Source organism: Streptomyces sp. NPDC046335 (assembly GCF_055587985.1).
This window is the reverse complement of record NZ_JBVJFF010000010.1, coordinates 297,231-315,264: the sequence shown is the minus strand read 5'-3', so window position 1 is coordinate 315,264 and position 18,034 is coordinate 297,231. Positions and strand designations below refer to the sequence as shown.

Sequence of the window (18,034 nt, the reverse complement as noted above, 5' to 3'; positions counted from 1 at the left end):
GCGATGACCCGATCTCTGGTCGAGGACGTGTGGCCGCTTTCACCGCTGCAGGAGGGCCTGCTGTTCCACGCCGGCCTCGCCGACGAGGGGCCCGACGTCTACACCGTGCAGTCCGCCCTGGACATCGAGGGGCCCCTGGACGCCGCCAGGCTCCGCGCCTCGTGGCAGGCGCTGGTCGCCCGGCACCCGGCGCTGCGGGCCTGCTTCCGTCCGGTGAGCGGGGCCCAGCTCGTCCAGGTCGTGGTGCGCGACGTGACGGTGCCGTGGACCGAGGCGGACGTCTCGGGGCTCGGTGACGCCGAGGCGCGGGCCCGGCTGCGGGAGCTGGCCGAGGGTGAACTGGCCGACCGCTTCGACCTCGCGGTCGCACCGCTGCTGCGGCTGCTGCTCATACGGCTCGGCGATGACCGGCACCACCTGGTCATGACGCTGCATCACATCCTCATGGACGGCTGGTCGATGCCGGTCCTGCTCGGCGAGCTCTCCCAGGTGTACGAGGCGGGCGGCGACGCGTCGGCGCTGCGGCGCGCCGCGTCGTACGGGGACTACGTGGCCTGGGTGGCCCGGCAGGACAAGGAGGCGGCGCGGGCCGCCTGGCGCAAGGAGCTGGCGGGCGCCGACGAGCCGACGCGGGTGGTGCCCGCGGACCCGACGCGGCTGCCCACGTTCCCCGAACACGTCGTCACCGACCTGCCGGAGGACCTCTCGCGGGGCGTGGCGGAGCTGGCCCGTAGCAAGGGCCTGACGGCGAACACGGTCGTCCAGGCCGCCTGGGCGCTGGTCCTCGCGCGCCTCGCGGGCCGCACCGACGTGGTGTTCGGCAGCACGACGGCGGGGCGGCCCGCCGAACTGCCGGGCGTGGAGACCATGGTGGGCCTGCTCATCAACACGCTTCCCGTACGGGTGCGGCTCGACGGCGCGCGGTCGGTGGCCGACACGCTGACGGACCTCCAGGAGCGGCAGACCGCGCTGCTCGGCCATCAGCACGTGGGCCTCCTGGAGATCCAGAAACTGGCGGGCCCCGCGGCGGTCTTCGACACGCTGGTGCTCTACGAGAGCTTCCCGCACCCGCCCGCCGGGTCACCGTCGGACGACGCGCTGGTCATGCGTCCGTCAGGCATGGCCCGCGACGCCTCGCACTACCCGCTCACCCTCGTCGTCACCCCGGGCGAGCGGCTGCGCTGCAAGCTGGACCACCGGCCCGACCTGTTCGACCACGACACCGCGGAGGCCGTCCTCGCGCGCGTCGTGCGGGTGCTCGCCCAGATGGTCGCCGATCCGGAGGCCAGGATCGCCGACATCGACGTACTGGCGCCGCGGGAGCGGACACGGCTCGTCGAGGAGTGGAACGACACCGCGCGCGCGGTGCCGCCCGGCACCTGGGTGGACGCCTTCGACGAGCGGGCCCGGTGGTCGCCGGACGCGCCCGCGCTGCGCTGCGGCTCCGAGACACTGTCGTACGCGGAGCTCGACCGCCGGGCCAACCGGCTCGCCCAGTACCTGGCCGGCGCCGGCGTGGGCCGCGAGACCCGCGTCGGGCTGTGTCTGCCGCGCGGGACCGGCCTGGTGGTCGCCCTGCTCGCGGTGTGGAAGGCGGGCGGCGCGTTCGTCCCGCTGGACCCGGCCTACCCGCCGGACCGGCTCCGCCGTCTCATCGAGGACAGCGGGGCCGAGATCGTCCTCGGCACGGCACAGAGCCTGACCGGGGTGCCGTCGGCCGCCGCGCGGACCGTGCGCCTTGACGAGGTGGAGGAGACCGTCGCGGCCCAGTCGGCCAAGCCGCCCGTCGTGCTCACCGAGCCGGGCCAACTCGCGTACGTCATCTACACCTCGGGGTCGACGGGGCACCCCAAGGGCGTGGCGGTGCCGCACGAGGGTGTGGTCAACCTCGCCGAGGCGATGCGGCCGGTCCTCGCGATGGCCGAGGGCGTGACCGCGCTCCAGTTCGCCTCCTTCAGCTTCGACGCGGCCGTCCTGGACGTGGCGACGACCCTGGCCGCGGGCGGCACCCTGGCCATCGCCACCGAGGACGAGCGCACCGACCCCGCAGCCCTGGCCCGGATGATCCGCTCGGCCGGGGTGAGCACCGCCAGCGTGGTGCCCTCGCTGCTGAGCCTCCTCGACCCGGCCGACGTGCCGTGGGTGCGCAACTGGGTCCTCGGCGCCGAGCGACTCACCGCGGACCTGGCGGGCCGCTGGACCGGTCAGGCCCGCGTCTGCAACACCTACGGCCCCACCGAGGCCACCGTCATCACCACCGCCGTACCGCTCGCGGAGAGCACCTCTCCGGCGGACCGGCCCCCGTCCATCGGACGGCCCATCCAGAACACCCGTGTCCACGTCCTCGACGGCTTCCTGCGGCCGGTGCCCGCCGGGGTGACCGGTGAGGTGTACGTGGCGGGCGCGGGCGTCGCGCGCGGCTACATCGGGCGGCCGGGCCCGACCGCGGAACGCTTCGTGGCCTGCCCCTTCGCCGAAGGCACCCGGATGTACCGCTCGGGGGACCTCGCCCAGTGGACGGCCGGGGGCGAGCTGCACTTCGTGGGCCGCGCCGACGCGCAGGTGAAGATACGCGGCCATCGCGTCGAACCCGGCGAGATCGAGGCCGTCCTCACCGCCCACCCGGCGGTCGGCCAGGCCGTGGTCGTCGCCAGGGAGGACCGCCCCGGCGACAAACGCCTGACCGCCTACATCGTTCCTGACGGGCGGGAAGCCGACCTGCGGCAGATCCGCGAGCACGTCGCCGCGTCCCTGCCGGAGTACATGGTTCCCTCGGCGGTCACCGTCCTCGACGCGCTGCCCCTGACGCCCAACGGAAAGGTCGACCACCGGGCGCTGCCCGCCCCCGACCTCGCCGAGCGCGTCTCCGACCGGGCGCCGCAGGGCGAGACGGAGGCCAGGCTGTGCGCCCTGTTCGCCGAGATCCTCGGCCTCGAACGCGTCGGCGTCGACGACAACTTCTTCGACCTGGGCGGTGACTCGGGCCTCGCGATGCGCCTCGTCGCCCGTGTGCGCGAGGAGTTCGGCGTCGAGCTGGGCATGCGGCGCCTCTTCGGCGAGTCGACGCCGATGGGCGTGGCCCGGATGCTGACCGCCAAGGCCCGCCCCGCCCTCGTACCGGTCGACGACCGCCCCGACGAGGTGCCCGTCACCGCCGGCCAGCTCCGCACCTGGCACCTCGGCCGGCTCGGCGGCGACACCGCCGCGCACCGGAGCGCGGTCGCGCTGCGGCTCCGCGGCGATCTCGACGTGGACGCGCTGCGGGCGGCCCTCGGCGACGTGGCGGCCCGCCATGACATCCTGCGCACCGTCTTCGTCGGCGGCGGCTCCCGGGACGCGCGGCCGCGGCAGCGCGTCCTCGACGCCGAAGCCGCCCGGCCCGAGCCCACGCGGCAGCGGGTCACCGAGGAGGAGCTCGCGGAACTGCTCGCCGAGCACGCGGGCCACACCTTCGACCTGGCCACGGAGCCGCCCTGGAAGCAGCACCTGTGCACGCTCTCCGAGAGCGAGCACGTCCTGCTGCTCGTGGTGCACCGCATCGCCACGGACGACCTGTCCCTCGACGTCCTGGTGCGCGACCTCGGCGCGGCCTACGGCGCGCGACGCGAGGGCCGCGCCCCGCAACGCGCACCGCTGCCATTGCAGTTCACCGACTACGCCCTCTGGGAGGAGAAGCTCCTGAAGGGCGCGCGGGAGCCGGACAGTCTGATCGGCGAGGAACTCGCCTACTGGAAGGACGCCCTGGCGGACGCCGACCCGGAGATCGAGCTGCCCACCGACCGTCCGCGCCCCGCCCTGGCCTCCCACCGCGCGGACACCGTGCCGCTGCACGTGGACGCCGGAACCCACCAGCGGCTCGTCGACGCCGCCGAACCGGGCGGCTCCCCGACGTCCGCGGTGCTCCACGCCGCCCTGGCCCTGCTGCTCACCCGGCTCGGCGCGGGCAACGACATCCTGCTCGCCACCGAGCTGCCGCGCCGTGACAGCGAGGGAGACCTGGAGGGCGTGGTGGGCCCCTTCGCGGGGCCGCTCGTCCTGCGTACGGACACCTCCGGCGACCCCACCTTCCTCGAACTGCTCGACCGGGTGACCGAGGGCGGCCGTGAGGCGCGCAGGCACGACGACGTGCCCTTCGCCCACCTGGTGGACGCCCTCGCGCCACCGCCCTCCGCGGCACGCCACCCCGTGTTCCAGGTGCTGCTCGACGTGCGCGACGACGGCACCGAGGAGTGGGACCCCTCCGAGCTGCCCGGCCTGCACACCACCCGCGTCGAGGCGGGCGCGGCGGCCACCGAACTGGACCTGCGCTTCGGCCTCACCGAACGGCACCGCCCCGACGGCACACCGGACGGCATCGAAGGCCAACTCCGGTACGCCACCGAGCTGTTCGACCACTCCACCGCCACCGCGCTCGCCCAACGCCTCGTCCGTGTCCTCGAACAGGTCGCGGCACGGCCGGGGGCGCGCCTGAGCGAGATCGACGTCTTCCTCGGCCCGGACGAGCTGCGTCAGGTGGTGGAGGGCTGGAACGGCACGGCGGCCCGGCCGCCCGGACGCACGGTGGTCGACGTCCTCGCCGAGCGAGTGGCCCGCACACCTCACGAGGTGGCCGTCACCGGCCCGGACGCCATCCTCACCTACGCCGAACTGGACGCCCACGCCGATACGGCGGCCCGCCGGCTGACCGCGCTCGGCGTGGGGCCCGAGGACGTCGTCGCGGTGGCCATGGCACCCGCGGCCGGACTCGCCACCGCCCTCCTTGCTGTGCTCAAGTCCGGTGCCGCGTGCCTCCTCACGGCACCGGACAGGCCCCTGGACGAGAGCACCGCCGTCCTGAACGGCGGCCGCCCCGCCGCCCTGCTCTGCACGGCGGACACCGCCGCGCGGCTGCCCGCCGACCTCACGGTGCCGGTGGTGCGGGCGGACGGCCCGGCGTCGGTCGCCCCGGTCACGACCGCTCCCGGGCGCGGGGGGCGCCTCGCGCTGCCGGGCCAGGCGGCGCTCCTGCTGCCCACGGTGGAGCAGCCGGCCGGCTTCGCGGTGATCGAGCACCGGGCGCTGAGCAACCACACGGCCCACCGCGCGTCCGGGCGGCCGGTGACGCTGGACGCCCGGCGCTCCGCCGCCGACCTGGCGGCCCCCCTGCTCGCGGCGCTCTGCGGTGGCGGCGGCGTACGGTTCGGCACAGCCGTGGACGGCACGCCCGAGAGCCTGCGAGGCCCGGCCGAGACCGTGGGCCCATGGTCCGACGCCGACGCCGACGCCGGTGAACCGACCCACCCCGGCGCGTTGCTGCCGAACACCCGCGCCTTCGTGGTCGACGAGTTCCTGCACCCGGTGCCGCCCGGCGTGGTGGGCGACCTCTACATCACCTCGGCCTCACTCGCCCGCGGCTACGCGAGCGGCCCCGGCCGCACCGGCGAGCGCTTCGTCGCCTGCCCCTTCGGGCCCGGCGGAGAGCGGATGCTGCGCACCGGCGAACGGGCCAAGCGCACCGCCACGGGCCTGCTCACCCTGCGGGACAAGGCGGAGGAGCGGCTGCGCGAGCGGCGCAACGCCACGTCACGCCGCGCGGGCCGCGGCCACGGCGACCTCGCGGTGCTGCTTCCGCTGCGTACGGAGGGCGGCAGGCCCCCGCTGTTCTGCGTGCACCCCGCCATGGGCCTGAGCTGGAGCTACGGCAGCCTCCTTCGGCACCTCCCGCAGGACAGGCCGGTCTATGGCCTCCAGTCCCGCGGCCTCGCCGGGCCCGAGCCGATGCCGCGCAGCGTGGAGGACATGGTGGTGGACTACCTGGAGCAGATCCGCTCCGTCCAGCCCACGGGCCCCTACCACCTGCTCGGCTCCTCCCTCGGCGGTCTGATCGCCCAGGCGCTCGCCGCCCGCCTGGAGGAACAGGGCGAGGAAGTGGCGCTGCTCGCGGTGCTCGACGCCTACCCCGGCAACGTCGGCAGGGTCGTCACCGACGAGGACACGCGACCGGCGGACGGCACGGCACCGGCGGACGGCGAAGGCTCCGGGCGTCGCGCGGCCCCCGGCGGGCAGGACGAAGACCGGGCGATGCCGGGCGACATCGACGCCGTACGCATGGGGGTGAGCGACGAACTGCTCGCGAAGATGCGCAAGGTGATCCGCAACGCGGCGGCCTTCGCGCCGGACCACACCCCGCCCCGCTTCGGCGGTGACCTGCTGCTGTTCGTCGCCACCGGAGACCGCCCCGCCGAGCTGCCGGTGAGCGGCGCGGCGGCGACCTGGCAGCCGTACATCGAGGGCGCCATCGAGACGCACGAGGTCGACGCCGGCCACTACGAGCTGTTCCAGCCCGCGGCCGTGGCACACATCGGGCGCGTCGTCGCCCAGAAGCTCCGCGCGTCGAGCCACGGCTGAACAGGGGAGAGGAACCGAGAGATGCCGAAGCCGACCGAGGTCCCCCCGCACGAGCAGCGGAACGGGATCGACCCCGTACCCGGCCTCGCCGAGACAGCCGGGCGCACACCACTCGTCGAACTGGACGTCCCCGCGACGTCGGAACGCACCTGGCTGGCCCTCGGATTCGACGAGGTGCGCACGGTGCTCGGCGACGCGGACAGGTTCAGCACCCTGCCGCCCGCCGACAACGACGCCGATTCGAGGCGGCTCGTCCAGGCGGGCAACCTCCTCCAGTACGACCCGCCCGAGCACGCCCGGCTGCGCAAGATGCAGACACCGGAGTTCACCCAGCGGCGGATGCGCCGCCTCGAACCGATGATCGAGGAGATCGTCGGGGACCACCTGGACGCCCTGGAGCGCGCCGGGCGGCCCGCCGACCTGATCCGGCACTTTGCCGCGCCCATCCCGAGCCTGGTGGGCTGCCTGCTCTTCGACATCCCCCGCGACGACCACGCCGAACTGGCCCGCAACCTCGACATCAGCCGCACCGACGTCCGCTCCCGTGAGCAGCGGATGGCGGCGGGCAAGGCGTACATGGCCTACATGACCAAGTTCACGGCACGCAAGCGCCGCCGCCCCGGCGACGACCTGCTGAGCGCGCTGATCCGCGAGCACGGCACGGACATGACCGACGAGGAGCTGACCGGCACCGTCGCGACCCTTCTCGCGCCCTCCGTCCTCAACGTCGGCGGCACCCTCGGCCTGTCCGTCCTGGCGCTCCTGCGCCACCCCGAGCAGTGCGCCCTGCTCCGGTCGCGGCCGGACCTGATCGACGGCGCGGTGGAGGAACTGACGCGGTACGCGACGGTCGTCGCCACCGCGTCACCGCGCACCGCCCTGGAGGACGTACCGCTCGCCGGGCAGGTCATCAAGGCCGGTGACGTGGTGCTCTGCTCGCTGTTCGCCGCCAACCGCGCCCAGTGCCCCGGGGCGCCGCCGGACGACCTCGACATCACCCGCGCGGACACCAACCACATGGCGTACGGGCACGGCATCCACCACTGCCTGGGCGCGCCGCTCGCCCGGATGACGCTGCGGATCGCCCTGCCCGCGCTGCTGAGCCGCTTCCCGGACCTCCGGCTCGCCGTACCACCGGAGGACCTCCGCTACAAGGCGCCGACGGGCATCTACGGCGTCGAGTCGCTGCCCGTGACCTGGTAGACCCGGTAGACCTGGTAGGAGACGCCATGCCGCAGGACGCGCCGCCCATCCCCGTCCACACCCGCAGGACACGCCTCGACCCCGCGGACGAGCTGCGCCGGGCGGCCGGGGGGCGGCCCGTCGTCGAGATGGACGGTGCCGGCCCGCACGCGGGGGACGGGACCGTCTGGCTGGTGACGGGCTACCACGAGGTGCGCCAAGTCCTTGGCGACCACGTGCGGTTCTCCACCCGCCGCCGCGTCGGCACGCCCGGCGGGGCCGACGAGTACCGCCCCGACGAGGCGATCGGGCAGCTCATGGACTACGACCCGCCCGACCACACCCGCCTGCGCAAGATGCTCACCCCGGAGTTCACCCACCGGCGCATCCGCAGGCTCGAACCGCGGATCGAGGCCATCGTGACCGAGCGCCTCGACGTGATCGAGCGTGCCGGGCCGCCCGCCGACCTCGTGGCGCAGTTCGCCGAGCCCGTCGCGGGCGCCGTCCTGTGCGAGCTGATCGGGGTGCCGCGCGACGACCGCGGCGAATTCCTCCGCCGCTGCCACGCGCACCTCGCCACCGGGCAGGGGCGCGGGCGGCGCGCGGACGCGGGCAACGCGTTCACCCGCTACCTGGCCGCGCTCGTGGCCGCGGCGCGCAAGGATCCCGACGACGGCTTCCTCGGCACGCTCGTGCGCGACCACGGCGACGACTTCACGGACAAGGAACTGCGCGGCATCTGCGTGCTGCTGATGCTCGCCGGGCTCGACAACATCTCCGGCATGATCGGCCTCGGCACGCTGGCCCTGCTCGAGAACCCCGGCCAGCTCGCGGCCCTGCGCCGAGCCCCGGAGACCATGGACCGCGCGGTCGACGAACTGCTCCGCCATCTGTCCGTGCCGCACGCCCCCACGCCCCGTACCGCCCTGGAGGACGTCACCGTCGCGGGCCGGCGCATCAAGGCGGGGGACACCGTCGTCTGCTCGATCCCGATGGCCGACCGCGACCCGGCGCTCACCGACCGGCCCGACCGGCTCGACCTCACCCGTGACCCGGTGGCCCACGTCGCCTTCGGCCACGGCATACACCACTGCCTGGGCGCGGCCCTGGCCAGGCAGGAACTGCGCATCGCCTTCGCGGCGCTGCTGCACCGCTTCCCGGCGCTCCGCCTCGCCGAGCCGGCCGAGGACGTGGCCTTCCGCGTCCGTTCGACCGCGTACGGGGTGGAGCGCCTGTCGGTGGCCTGGTGAGGTGCCACCGCGCGCACGGAGGAACAGCGAAAGATCCAGAGCACATCAGGGGAAATCAGGGGTGGGGGAATCATGAGTGGACCGGCAGCAGCGAACAGCTCGGCCACCGGCGGCAGGACGGCTGACGGCAGGGCGACGGGCGGCACAGGAGCCGTACGCGACGTCGTCATCGTCGGCGGCGGCACGGCGGGCTGGATGACGGCCGCCTATCTGACGGCGGCCTTCGGCGACCGCGTCGCCGTCACGCTCGTGGAGTCGGCGGACGTCGGCACGATCGGCGTCGGCGAGGCCACGTTCAGCGACATCAGGCACTTCTTCGAGTTCCTCGGCCTGGCCGAGGAGGACTGGATGCCCGCGTGCAACGCCACGTACAAACTCGCCGTCCGGTTCGAGGACTGGCGCGAGCCCGGACACCACTTCTACCACCCCTTCGAGCAGCTCAAGTCGGTCAAGGGCTTCCCGCTGACCGACTGGTGGCTGCGGTACCCCGGCAGCAAGCGGTTCGACAAGGACTGCTTCGTCATGGCCTCGCTCATCGACGCGGGCCGCTGCCCGCGCCACCTCGACAACCGGCTCCTGGAGCAGGAGTTCGTCGAGTCCGAGGGACCGCCGAACACGATCGCCGAGTACCAGGGCGCCCAGTTCCCCTACGCCTACCACTTCGAGGCCCACCTCCTCGCCAAGTACCTGACGAAGTACGCGACCGCACGCGGCGTCCGGCACGTCGTCGACAACGTCGTGGACGTCGGCCTCGACGAGCGCGGCTGGGTCTCCCATGTGCGCACCGCCGAACACGGGTCGCTGCACGGAGACCTCTTCGTGGACTGCACGGGCTTCCGCGGCCTGCTCATCAACAAGGCGCTCGCCGAGCCGTTCGTCTCCTACCAGGACACCCTGCCCAACGACAGCGCGGTCGCCCTCCAGGTGCCGATGGACATGGACAAGGACCCCCTCCGGCCCTGCACCACGGCCACCGCCAAGGACGCCGGATGGATCTGGACGATTCCGCTGATCAGCAGGATCGGCACCGGTTATGTCTACTCCCGCGACTACCTGGAGCCCGAGGAGGCCGAGCGCACGCTGCGTGAGTTCGTCGGACCGGCCGCCGCCGACGCGAGTGCCAACCACATCAGGATGCGCATCGGGCGGACCCGGCGCTCCTGGGTCAACAACTGCGTGGCCATCGGCCTGTCCAGCGGCTTCGTCGAGCCCCTGGAGTCGACCGGCATCTTCTTCATCCACTACGCGATCGAGCAACTGGTCAAGTACTACCCGGCGGCCGACTGGGACCCGCCGCTGCGCGAGCAGTACAACAGCGCGGTCATGAACGTGATGGACGGCGTACGGGAGTTCCTCGTCCTGCACTACCGGGGCGCGAAGCGGCAGGACAACCAGTACTGGCGGGACACCAGGACCCGGACCGTGCCCGACTCGCTGGCCGAGCGCCTGGAGCTGTGGGAGAGCAAGGTCCCGGACGCCGGCACCGTCTACCCCCGCTACCACGGGCTGCCGCCCTACTCGTACAACTGCATCCTGCTCGGCACCGGCGGCATCGACGTCAGGCCCTCGCCCGCCCTGGAGCTGGTCGACGAGAAGGACGCCCTGGCCGCGTTCCAGGGGATCAGGGACAAGGCGCGGTCGCTGGTGAGCAGCCTGCCGACACAGAACGAGTACTTCCGCCGGATGCGCGAGCGGGTGTGACGGTACGCATGGACACCGAGTTCCGCGACATGATGGCCGCCTTTCCCACCGGGGTCTCGGTGGTGACGGCCATGGACGTCGGCGCCGCCCCCCGGGGCATGACGTGCTCCTCGCTGTGCAGCCTGAGCGTGAGTCCGCCGACGCTCCTGCTGTGTCTGCGCACCGGGAGCCCCACGCTCCGGGCGGTGCTCACCAGCGGGGCGTTCGCGGTGAACCTGCTGCACGGTGACGCGGACTGGGTCGCGGCGCTCTTCGCGTCGGGGGCGCCCGACCGGTTCGACCGGGTCGCCTGGCGGCCCGCGGGACACACCCGCAGCCCCGCGCTGATCGAGGCCGCGCACGCCGTCGCCGAGTGCGCCCTGGAGCGCACCCACCCCTCCGGCGACCACGTGATCGTCGTCGGGGCGGTGCGGGCCGTGGAGCGCTACGACCGCGAGAGCGCCCTGCTCTACGGCTTCCGCAGATACGGGGAGTGGTCGTCGCGGGTCCCGGGCTGAACCGAGGGGGGTACGGAAAGCAGCCGCGTCGCCAGGGCGACGCGGCACTCCGGCCTGCCCGCGGCCAGGTCTTGGCACCCGTAAGGGCGCTGTGCGCGAGCCCCGTTCTGTGCCCTGGGTGTGACCGCCCACTGCGTAGAACTTGGCCTCATGTCCTACACACACAAGCGAGCCGTCGCACAGTCGCTTCTGGCGGTATCGGCTCTTCTCACAGGAACACTTCTGACGGCCTGCTCGGGCGACGGATCGTCCGCCGCGTCGTCCAGCAAGAGCTCGGCCCCGGCCGACCGCGCGCTCGCCTACTCGGAGTGCATGCGGAAGAACGGCGTCAAGGACTTCCCCGACCCGCAGCCCGACGGCGGCGGCATCAGGCTCAGCCCGGACGACGGTGTCGACCCCGACTCCCAGGCGTTCAAGGACGCGTCGAAGTCCTGCCAGGACCTGGCACCGCAGGGCCAGGGACCGGGCGGCGGCAGCGGTGGCGGCGGCACCATCGACTCGGCCAAGGTCGCGGCCTGGGCCAAGTGCGTACGCCAGAACGGCGTACCGAAGTTCCCCGACCCGGAGGTCAACGGCTCCAGCATGGCCATCGACATCGCGGGCAGCGGCGTGGACCCCGGTGACCCGAAGTTCCGTGAGGCCATGCAGAAGTGCCAGAGCAAGTACCCGGGCGGCAGCGTCCAGTTCGGTGGCGGAGGAGGCCCCCAGTGACGACCCCGGACGAAACCGAGACCCCGGCCGCCCGGGGCGAGGCGTCGGGCGCACTCGAACGCCGGACCTCCGGCGGTGTGGCGAGCACGTCGACGGGAGTCCTCGCCAAGGCGGACGACGGCGAACGAGGCGAGGGCGCCGTCGCCGAACGGGACGAGGGCGCCGTCGCCGAACGCGCCACGGACGGCGGCGACGGCGGCGAGGGGGCCGATGACAAGGCCTCCGGCGACGGCCGCAAACGACGGCCCCTGCGCACCTCCCTCCTGGTGCTCGCGGCGATCGCCGTCGCCGCGGCGGCGGGTGTCGCCGCCACCGGATCGCTCGGCGGAGACGGCACGGACTCCGCGAGCGCCGCGCCCTCGGGGCCGCCGGCGACGGCGAAGGTGCAGCGCACCACGCTCACCGACTCCGAGACCGTGGACGGCAGCCTCGGCTACGGCGACGCCATGGCCGTCCAGGCCCCGGCCGCCGCGGCCGACTCGGGCAGCGGCCAGAGCGGACAGGACGGCACCTCGGGCGGCGGGAGCGGCGGGACGATCACCTGGCTGCCCGAGGAGGGCAAGGTCGTCAAGCGCGGCGACCCCGTCTACCGCGTCGACCAGCGGCAAGTCCCGCTCCTGTACGGCTCGTTCCCGCTCTACCGCACCCTGGAGCCCGGCACGGAGGGCGCCGACGTCACCATGCTGGAGAAGAACCTCCGCGCCCTCGGATATACGGGGTTCACGGCCGACGACACGTATACGGCGGACACGGCCGACGCGGTGCGGCAGTGGCAGGACGACCTGAACCGCGAGGAGACCGGCACGGTGACGCCGCGGGACGCGGTGGTCGCCTCCGGTGCCCGCCGGGTCGCCGACGTGAAGGCCGCCCCGGGCGCCGCCCTGAGCGGGAACCTGCTCTCCTGGACGGGCACCGAGCGGATCGTGGCCGTCGACCTGGACGCGCAGTTCGAGGACCTGGTCGAGAAGGGCGCGAAGGCCACGGTCAAGCTCCCGGACGACACCACGGTCGAGGCCGCGGTGACCGACATCGGGACGCCGTCGACCCCGCAGGACGACGAAGCGGGCGACGCGGCCGACTCCGGTGGCGGAGGCTCCGACAGCGGCAGCGACGAAGCCACCCTGCCGGTCGAGCTGACGGTGAAGGACCAGAAGGGCCTCGGCCGCTACCAGGCAGCGGCCGTGGACGTCACCCTGGAGGCCGACTCACGCGAGAACGTCCTCGTCGTCCCCGTCAACGCCCTGACGGCGAAGCGCGGTGGCGGCTACGCGGTGGAGGTCGTCACCGCCGACGGCACCGAGTACCGCACGGTGAAGACGGGCATGTTCGCCGACGGCAAGGTCGAGGTGTCGGGCACCGGCATCAAGGAAGGCACCGTCGTGGGGGTCCCCAAGTGACCTCGCAGACCCCCGGCGCCCCCGCGGGACCCGTGGTGGAGCTCGCCGAAGTCTCCAAGACCTACGGAGACGTGGCCGCCCTGCACGGCGCGGACCTGCTCATCCGCCGCGGCGAACTCCTCGCCATCGTCGGCCCCTCGGGGTCCGGCAAGTCCACGATGCTCAACATCATGGGCACCCTGGACCGCCCATCGGCGGGCAGCGTCCACATCGACGGGCACGACGTGTCCGCGCTCAGCGACCGCGAGCTGTCCGCGCTGCGGGCCGGCACCATCGGCTTCGTCTTCCAGCAGTTCCACCTGGCCTTCGGCGTACCGGCGCTGGACAGCGTGGCCGACGGGCTGCTGTACAGCGGGCGCTCGCGCGGTGAGCGGCGGCACCTGGCCGAACGGGCGCTGCGCCGGGTCGGCCTCGGGCACCGCCTCCACCACGAGCCGCACCAGCTCTCCGGCGGCGAGAAGCAGCGGGTGGCCATCGCCCGCGCGGTGCTCGGCGACCCGCCGCTGCTGCTCGCCGACGAGCCGACGGGCGCGCTGGACTCGCGTTCGGGGGCGGTCGTGATCGAGCTGCTCCACGAACTGCACGAGGCGGGCACGACGGTGGTGGTCATCACGCACGACCGGGACATCGCCGCGAACCTGCCCCGGGAAGTGCGGCTGAAGGACGGCCGGATCGAACACGACTCCGGCGACGCCGACGGGGGACCCTCCACGGCCCTCGTCCCGGAGGGGGCCCTGCGATGAGCACGATGAACGCGACCAAGGAGCTGGATCCCGCGACGGGTCCCGGCCCGCCGCGCCCGCCGCGGCCCGCCCGGATGAACCCCGCCGACGTCCTGCGGGTCGGCGGCTCGGGGCTGCGCTCGCGCCCGATGAGGGTGTTCCTCTCGGCGCTCGGCATCGCCATCGGCATCGCCGCCATGGTCGGCGTGGTCGGCATCTCCAGCTCGTCCACGGAGAACCTCGACCGCCGCCTGGCGGCGCTCGGCACCAACCTCCTGACCGTGACGCCGGGCACGTCCTTCAGCGGGAGCGACGCCCATCTGCCCGTCGAGGCCGTGTCCATGATCGGCAACATCGACCACGTCGAGTCGGTCTCCGCCGTCGGCAGGACGGACGCGAAGGTCTACCGCAACGACCGCACGCCGAAGCAGGAGACCGGCGGCCTGACCGTCACCGCCGCCCGCACCGACCTGCCGAAGTCGGTCGGCGCCGAGATCGTCGACGGGCGCTGGCTGAACTCCGCCAACAGCCGCTATCCGGCCGTCGTCCTTGGACCCAAGGCCGCCGAGCAGCTCGGCGTGCACCGGGCGGGCGACGACGTGCGGGTGTGGCTCGACGGGCAGTGGTTCACCGTCGTGGGGCTGCTCGCCGCCAACGAACTCGTCCCTTCCCTGGACTCCGCCGCGCTGGTCGGCTGGTCCGTAGCCGAGCGGGAACTGGACTTCGACGGCTATCCGACGGCCATCTACACCCGGGCCGACGAAGGTTCCGTCGGTGACGTCCAGGCCGTCCTCGGTGCCACCGCCAACCCGGAGACGCCCAGCGAGACCGAGGTCTCACGGCCCTCCGACGCGCTCGCCGCCAAGGAGGCCACCGACGACGCCCTCAGCGGGCTGCTCCTCGGACTCGGCGGCGTCGCCCTGCTCGTCGGCGGGGTCGGGGTGGCCAACACCATGGTCATCTCGGTCCTGGAGCGCCGCTCCGAGATCGGCCTGCGCCGCTCGCTCGGGGCCACCCGCGGCCAGATCCGCACCCAGTTCCTCGCGGAGGCGCTGCTGCTCTCCGCCCTCGGCGGCCTCGGCGGCGTCCTGCTCGGCATCGCTGTCACCGGGGGCTATGCCTCCTACCAGGGCTGGCCGTCGGTGGTGCCGGTGTGGGCCATGGCGGGCGGTGTCGGCGCCACGCTGGTGATCGGCGGCCTCGCCGGCTTCTACCCGGCCGTGCGCGCGGCCCGGCTGCCGCCGACCGAGGCGCTGGCCACCACCTGAGAGCCTGAGACACAGGCTCCGAGACCGCGGTGCTCCCGGTGGATCTTCCCCCGGACCTCGGGGGCACCGTGCTCGTCCGCGCCGGCTCCGGGCCGATCCCGGCGGGCGGCGCGGACGGGGCCCCGGGGGCCTCAGGCCGCGGGCAGCTCCGCGAGGCGGGCAAGGCGCCGGAAGGAGTCCAGGAGACCGTCCCTGTCGTGCGTACTGGTGGTCACCATGACCTCCTGGGCGCCGCTCTCCTTGATCACGCCCTCCAGCGCGTCGGTGACCTGCTCCTCCGTGCCGTACACGTGGCCGCGCAGCCCCGCCTCGTAGAAGCCGCGCTCCTTGTCCGTCATCGTCAGCGACTCCACGCGCTCGGCGGTCGGGAGCGGCGGGAACGTGCCGTGCGTACGCGAGTACGCCATCGACCAGGCCTCCGGCATGAGCAGCCGGCGCGCCGCGTCCTCGCTCGCCGCGACGGCGACGGTGCCCGCGACGACGACGTACGGCTCCGCCCGCCAGGGCGAAGGACGGAACGCCCGGCGGTAGGTGTCGATGCCGAGCAGCATCTTCTCGCGGCCCCTGATGTCGCCGATGACCAGCGGAAGCCCGGCCTCGGCGGCGATCGTCGCGCCCTCACCCACGGCGAGGACGAACGGCGGGACGGTGAGCCCCTCGGCCGGGCGGGCCCGCACGCCGGTGCCCGACGTCCCGCGGAACCAGGCCAGCAGCTCGGTCAGGTGCGCGGCGAAGTCGTCGGCGTCGTGCCGGTCGCGCCCGAGGGCCTTGCGCACCCCGTCCGTGAAGCCCACGGAACGGCCGAGCCCCATGTCGATCCGGCCGGGGAAGAGCGACTCAAGGACGCCGAACTGCTCGGCCACGACCAGCGGCTGGTGGTTCGGCAGCATCACGCCGCCCGTGCCGACCCGGATGGTGCGGGTGGCCGCGGCGACGGCCGCCGCGAGGACCGTGGGCGCGGAGCCCGCGACCCCGGGCACGCCGTGGTGCTCGCTGACCCAGAACCTGTGGTAGCCGAGGCTCTCCAGGTCTCGCGCCAGGCGCACGGTGTCGCGCAGCGCTTCGGGGCCCTCGTGCCCCTCGCGGGTACGGGAGCGGTCAAGGACGGAGAACCGGGTCGCGGCGATCACTGAGCTCACACAGGGGTCAACGCCCGGCGCCCGGCAACATTCCCGCGGTGGCCTCGCCCCGGGCTACGCGCTGTCCCCGTCCTCCAGGCGGAAGCCGACCTTGAGGCCCACCTGGTAGTGCTGGATCTGGCCGTCCTCGATGTGGCCGCGGACCTGGGTGACCTCGAACCAGTCCAGGCCGCGCAGGGTCTGCGAGGCGCGCGCGATGCCGTTGCGGATCGCCTGGTCGACGCCTTCGTGCGAGGTGCCGTAGATCTCGGTGACGCGGTAGGTGTGGTCCGACATGAGGGGGTTCCTCCCGGCCGTGGAATGACGTCAGGGCGTGCGTCATTCCACCGTGCCCCAGCCGGTCCGTATCCGCGAGATGACGAACACCCCTTGACCGACTCATTGGTACATACCAAGATTCAGCCGTACCCGTTCGAGCCATCCGCTCACCCCCCACGTCGGGCTGATCTTGCCCTGTCCGCAGGCAGAAAGTGACCCACGTGAAGCCGCACCGCCGTGCCGCCATGCCCTTGGCGCTCGTTCTCTCCTCCACTGTCCTGCTGGCCGGCTGCGGCCTGCTGCCCGGGGGAGGTGAGCGCAGGACGGTCACCGTCTGGCTGATGAAGGGCAGTGCGTCACCGAAGTTCGTCGAGCGCTTCACCGAGGACTTCGAGAAGGAGCACGACGACATCGACCTGGACATCCGCGTCCAGGCGTGGAACGGCATCACCGGCAAGGTCAAGAAGGTGCTCAAGGCCGAGGACGGCGACGGGCCCGAGGTCATCGAGGTCGGCAACACCCAGGTGGCGCAGTACGTCGACGAGGGCGGCCTGTACGACCTCACACTGGAGTCCGCGCGCGACCTCGGCATGGACGACTGGCTGCCCGGCCTCGCCGAACCGGGCCGCTACGACGGCGCCCAGTACGGCATCCCCTGGTACGCCGCCAACCGCGTGGTGATCTACAACAAGGACCTCTTCGAGAAGGCCGGCATCACCCGCCCGCCCCGCACCCGCGCCGAGTGGCTCGCGGCCACCCAGAAGCTGAACTCCGGCGGCGACCAGGGCATCTACCTGGCGGGCCAGGACTGGTACACACTGGCCGGGTTCATCTGGGACGAGGGCGGCGAACTCGCCGCGGAGACCAAGGAGTCCTCCGGCAACTGGCGCGGCGGCCTGCACTCGGCGGCGGCCCTGCGCGGCATGGACTTCTACCAGCGCCTCCAGGCGCTCGGCAGGGGCCCGCGCGACGCCGACGAGGAGCACCCGGCGCAGACCGGGGTCTTCGCGAAGGGCGACGTCGCCCAGATCATCGCGGTGCCGGGCGCGGCACGGGCCATCGAGGAGAAGAACCCCGACCTCAAGGGAAAGCTCGGCTACTTCCCGGTCCCGGGCAAGAAGGCGGGCGAGCCCGGCGCGGTGTTCACCGGCGGCTCCGACTTCGTGGTGCCCGAGCGCAGCGACGACCACAAGGGCGCGGTCGAGGTGATCGAGGCGCTGGCGGGCAAGAAGTGGCAGACCGAGCTGGCGAGGACCATGAACTACGTCCCGAACAAGGCGAAGCTGGCCCCGGTCGTCTCGGGCGAGGAGGGCGCTGCGGCCATGGCCGTCGGCGCGGCGAACGGCCGGGCGACCCCCAACTCGCCCCGCTGGGCGGCCGTCGAGGCCGACAACCCCATCAAGGGCTACATGACCGCGGTCCTCACGGGCGGTGACCCGGCGACCGAGGCCCGCAAGGCCTCGGACCGCATCACCGAGGAACTCGGCGGCATGTGAGGGCTTCCGGCCCCGCCGGGGGGCGG

12 protein-coding genes are annotated in these 18,034 nt (G+C 73.3%); 10 read left to right on the top strand and 2 right to left on the bottom strand.

Features of this window, described 5'->3' with window-relative positions:
• Nucleotides 1-3 precede the first annotated feature (3 nt).
• The 9 genes from ACZ6JY_RS25635 (at nucleotide 4) to ACZ6JY_RS25595 (ending at nucleotide 15,115) form a co-directional block, all read left to right on the top strand.
• Nucleotides 4-6,387, top strand: coding sequence for an amino acid adenylation domain-containing protein (locus ACZ6JY_RS25635; protein ID WP_469199237.1), 6,384 nt, complete (start codon nucleotides 4-6; stop codon nucleotides 6,385-6,387).
• A gap of 21 nt (nucleotides 6,388-6,408) precedes the next feature.
• Nucleotides 6,409-7,590, top strand: a complete 1,182-nt coding sequence (locus ACZ6JY_RS25630) for a cytochrome P450 (protein ID WP_469199235.1) — start codon at nucleotides 6,409-6,411, stop codon at nucleotides 7,588-7,590.
• A 26-nt stretch (nucleotides 7,591-7,616) separates the two neighbouring features.
• Nucleotides 7,617-8,819 (top strand): cytochrome P450, encoded by a 1,203-nt coding sequence (locus tag ACZ6JY_RS25625; RefSeq protein ID WP_469199233.1) that lies wholly within the window; start codon nucleotides 7,617-7,619, stop codon nucleotides 8,817-8,819.
• Nucleotides 8,820-8,891: 72 nt separating this feature from the next.
• A complete protein-coding gene (locus tag ACZ6JY_RS25620; protein ID WP_469199231.1) occupies nucleotides 8,892-10,520 on the top strand; it encodes a tryptophan halogenase family protein in 1,629 nt (542 codons plus the stop codon).
• A gap of 8 nt (nucleotides 10,521-10,528) precedes the next feature.
• Nucleotides 10,529-11,017, top strand: coding sequence for a flavin reductase family protein (locus tag ACZ6JY_RS25615; RefSeq protein WP_469199229.1), 489 nt, complete (start codon nucleotides 10,529-10,531; stop codon nucleotides 11,015-11,017).
• A gap of 150 nt (nucleotides 11,018-11,167) precedes the next feature.
• Nucleotides 11,168-11,728 carry a hypothetical protein gene (locus ACZ6JY_RS25610; RefSeq protein WP_469199227.1) on the top strand — a complete coding sequence of 187 codons (561 nt, stop codon included), beginning with the start codon at nucleotides 11,168-11,170 and terminating at the stop codon, nucleotides 11,726-11,728.
• Nucleotides 11,725-13,125, top strand: coding sequence for a peptidoglycan-binding protein (locus ACZ6JY_RS25605; RefSeq protein WP_469199225.1), 1,401 nt, complete (start codon nucleotides 11,725-11,727; stop codon nucleotides 13,123-13,125). The genes ACZ6JY_RS25610 and ACZ6JY_RS25605 overlap by 4 nt, the downstream gene beginning before the upstream one ends.
• Nucleotides 13,122-13,868, top strand: a complete 747-nt coding sequence (locus ACZ6JY_RS25600; RefSeq protein ID WP_469199223.1) for an ABC transporter ATP-binding protein — start codon at nucleotides 13,122-13,124, stop codon at nucleotides 13,866-13,868. Before ACZ6JY_RS25605 ends, ACZ6JY_RS25600 begins: the two co-directional genes overlap by 4 nt.
• Nucleotides 13,869-13,873: 5 nt before the next feature.
• Nucleotides 13,874-15,115 (top strand): ABC transporter permease, encoded by a 1,242-nt coding sequence (locus tag ACZ6JY_RS25595; protein ID WP_469199427.1) that lies wholly within the window; start codon nucleotides 13,874-13,876, stop codon nucleotides 15,113-15,115.
• A 131-nt stretch (nucleotides 15,116-15,246) separates the two neighbouring features.
• On the opposite strand, the gene ACZ6JY_RS25590 is transcribed toward ACZ6JY_RS25595, so the two are convergent.
• Both ACZ6JY_RS25590 and ACZ6JY_RS25585 read right to left on the bottom strand, forming a co-directional pair.
• A complete protein-coding gene (locus tag ACZ6JY_RS25590; protein WP_469199221.1) occupies nucleotides 15,247-16,254 on the bottom strand; it encodes an MsnO8 family LLM class oxidoreductase in 1,008 nt (335 codons plus the stop codon).
• 54 nt (nucleotides 16,255-16,308) lie between these two features.
• Nucleotides 16,309-16,530, bottom strand: coding sequence for a dodecin (locus ACZ6JY_RS25585; protein WP_469199219.1), 222 nt, complete (start codon nucleotides 16,528-16,530; stop codon nucleotides 16,309-16,311).
• Between the two features lie 227 nt (nucleotides 16,531-16,757).
• On the opposite strand from ACZ6JY_RS25585, the gene ACZ6JY_RS25580 reads away from it, so the two are divergent.
• On the top strand, nucleotides 16,758-18,008 hold the full coding sequence (locus ACZ6JY_RS25580) for an extracellular solute-binding protein (protein ID WP_469199425.1): 1,251 nt from the start codon (nucleotides 16,758-16,760) through the stop codon (nucleotides 18,006-18,008).
• The last annotated feature ends 26 nt before the right edge of the window (nucleotides 18,009-18,034 follow it).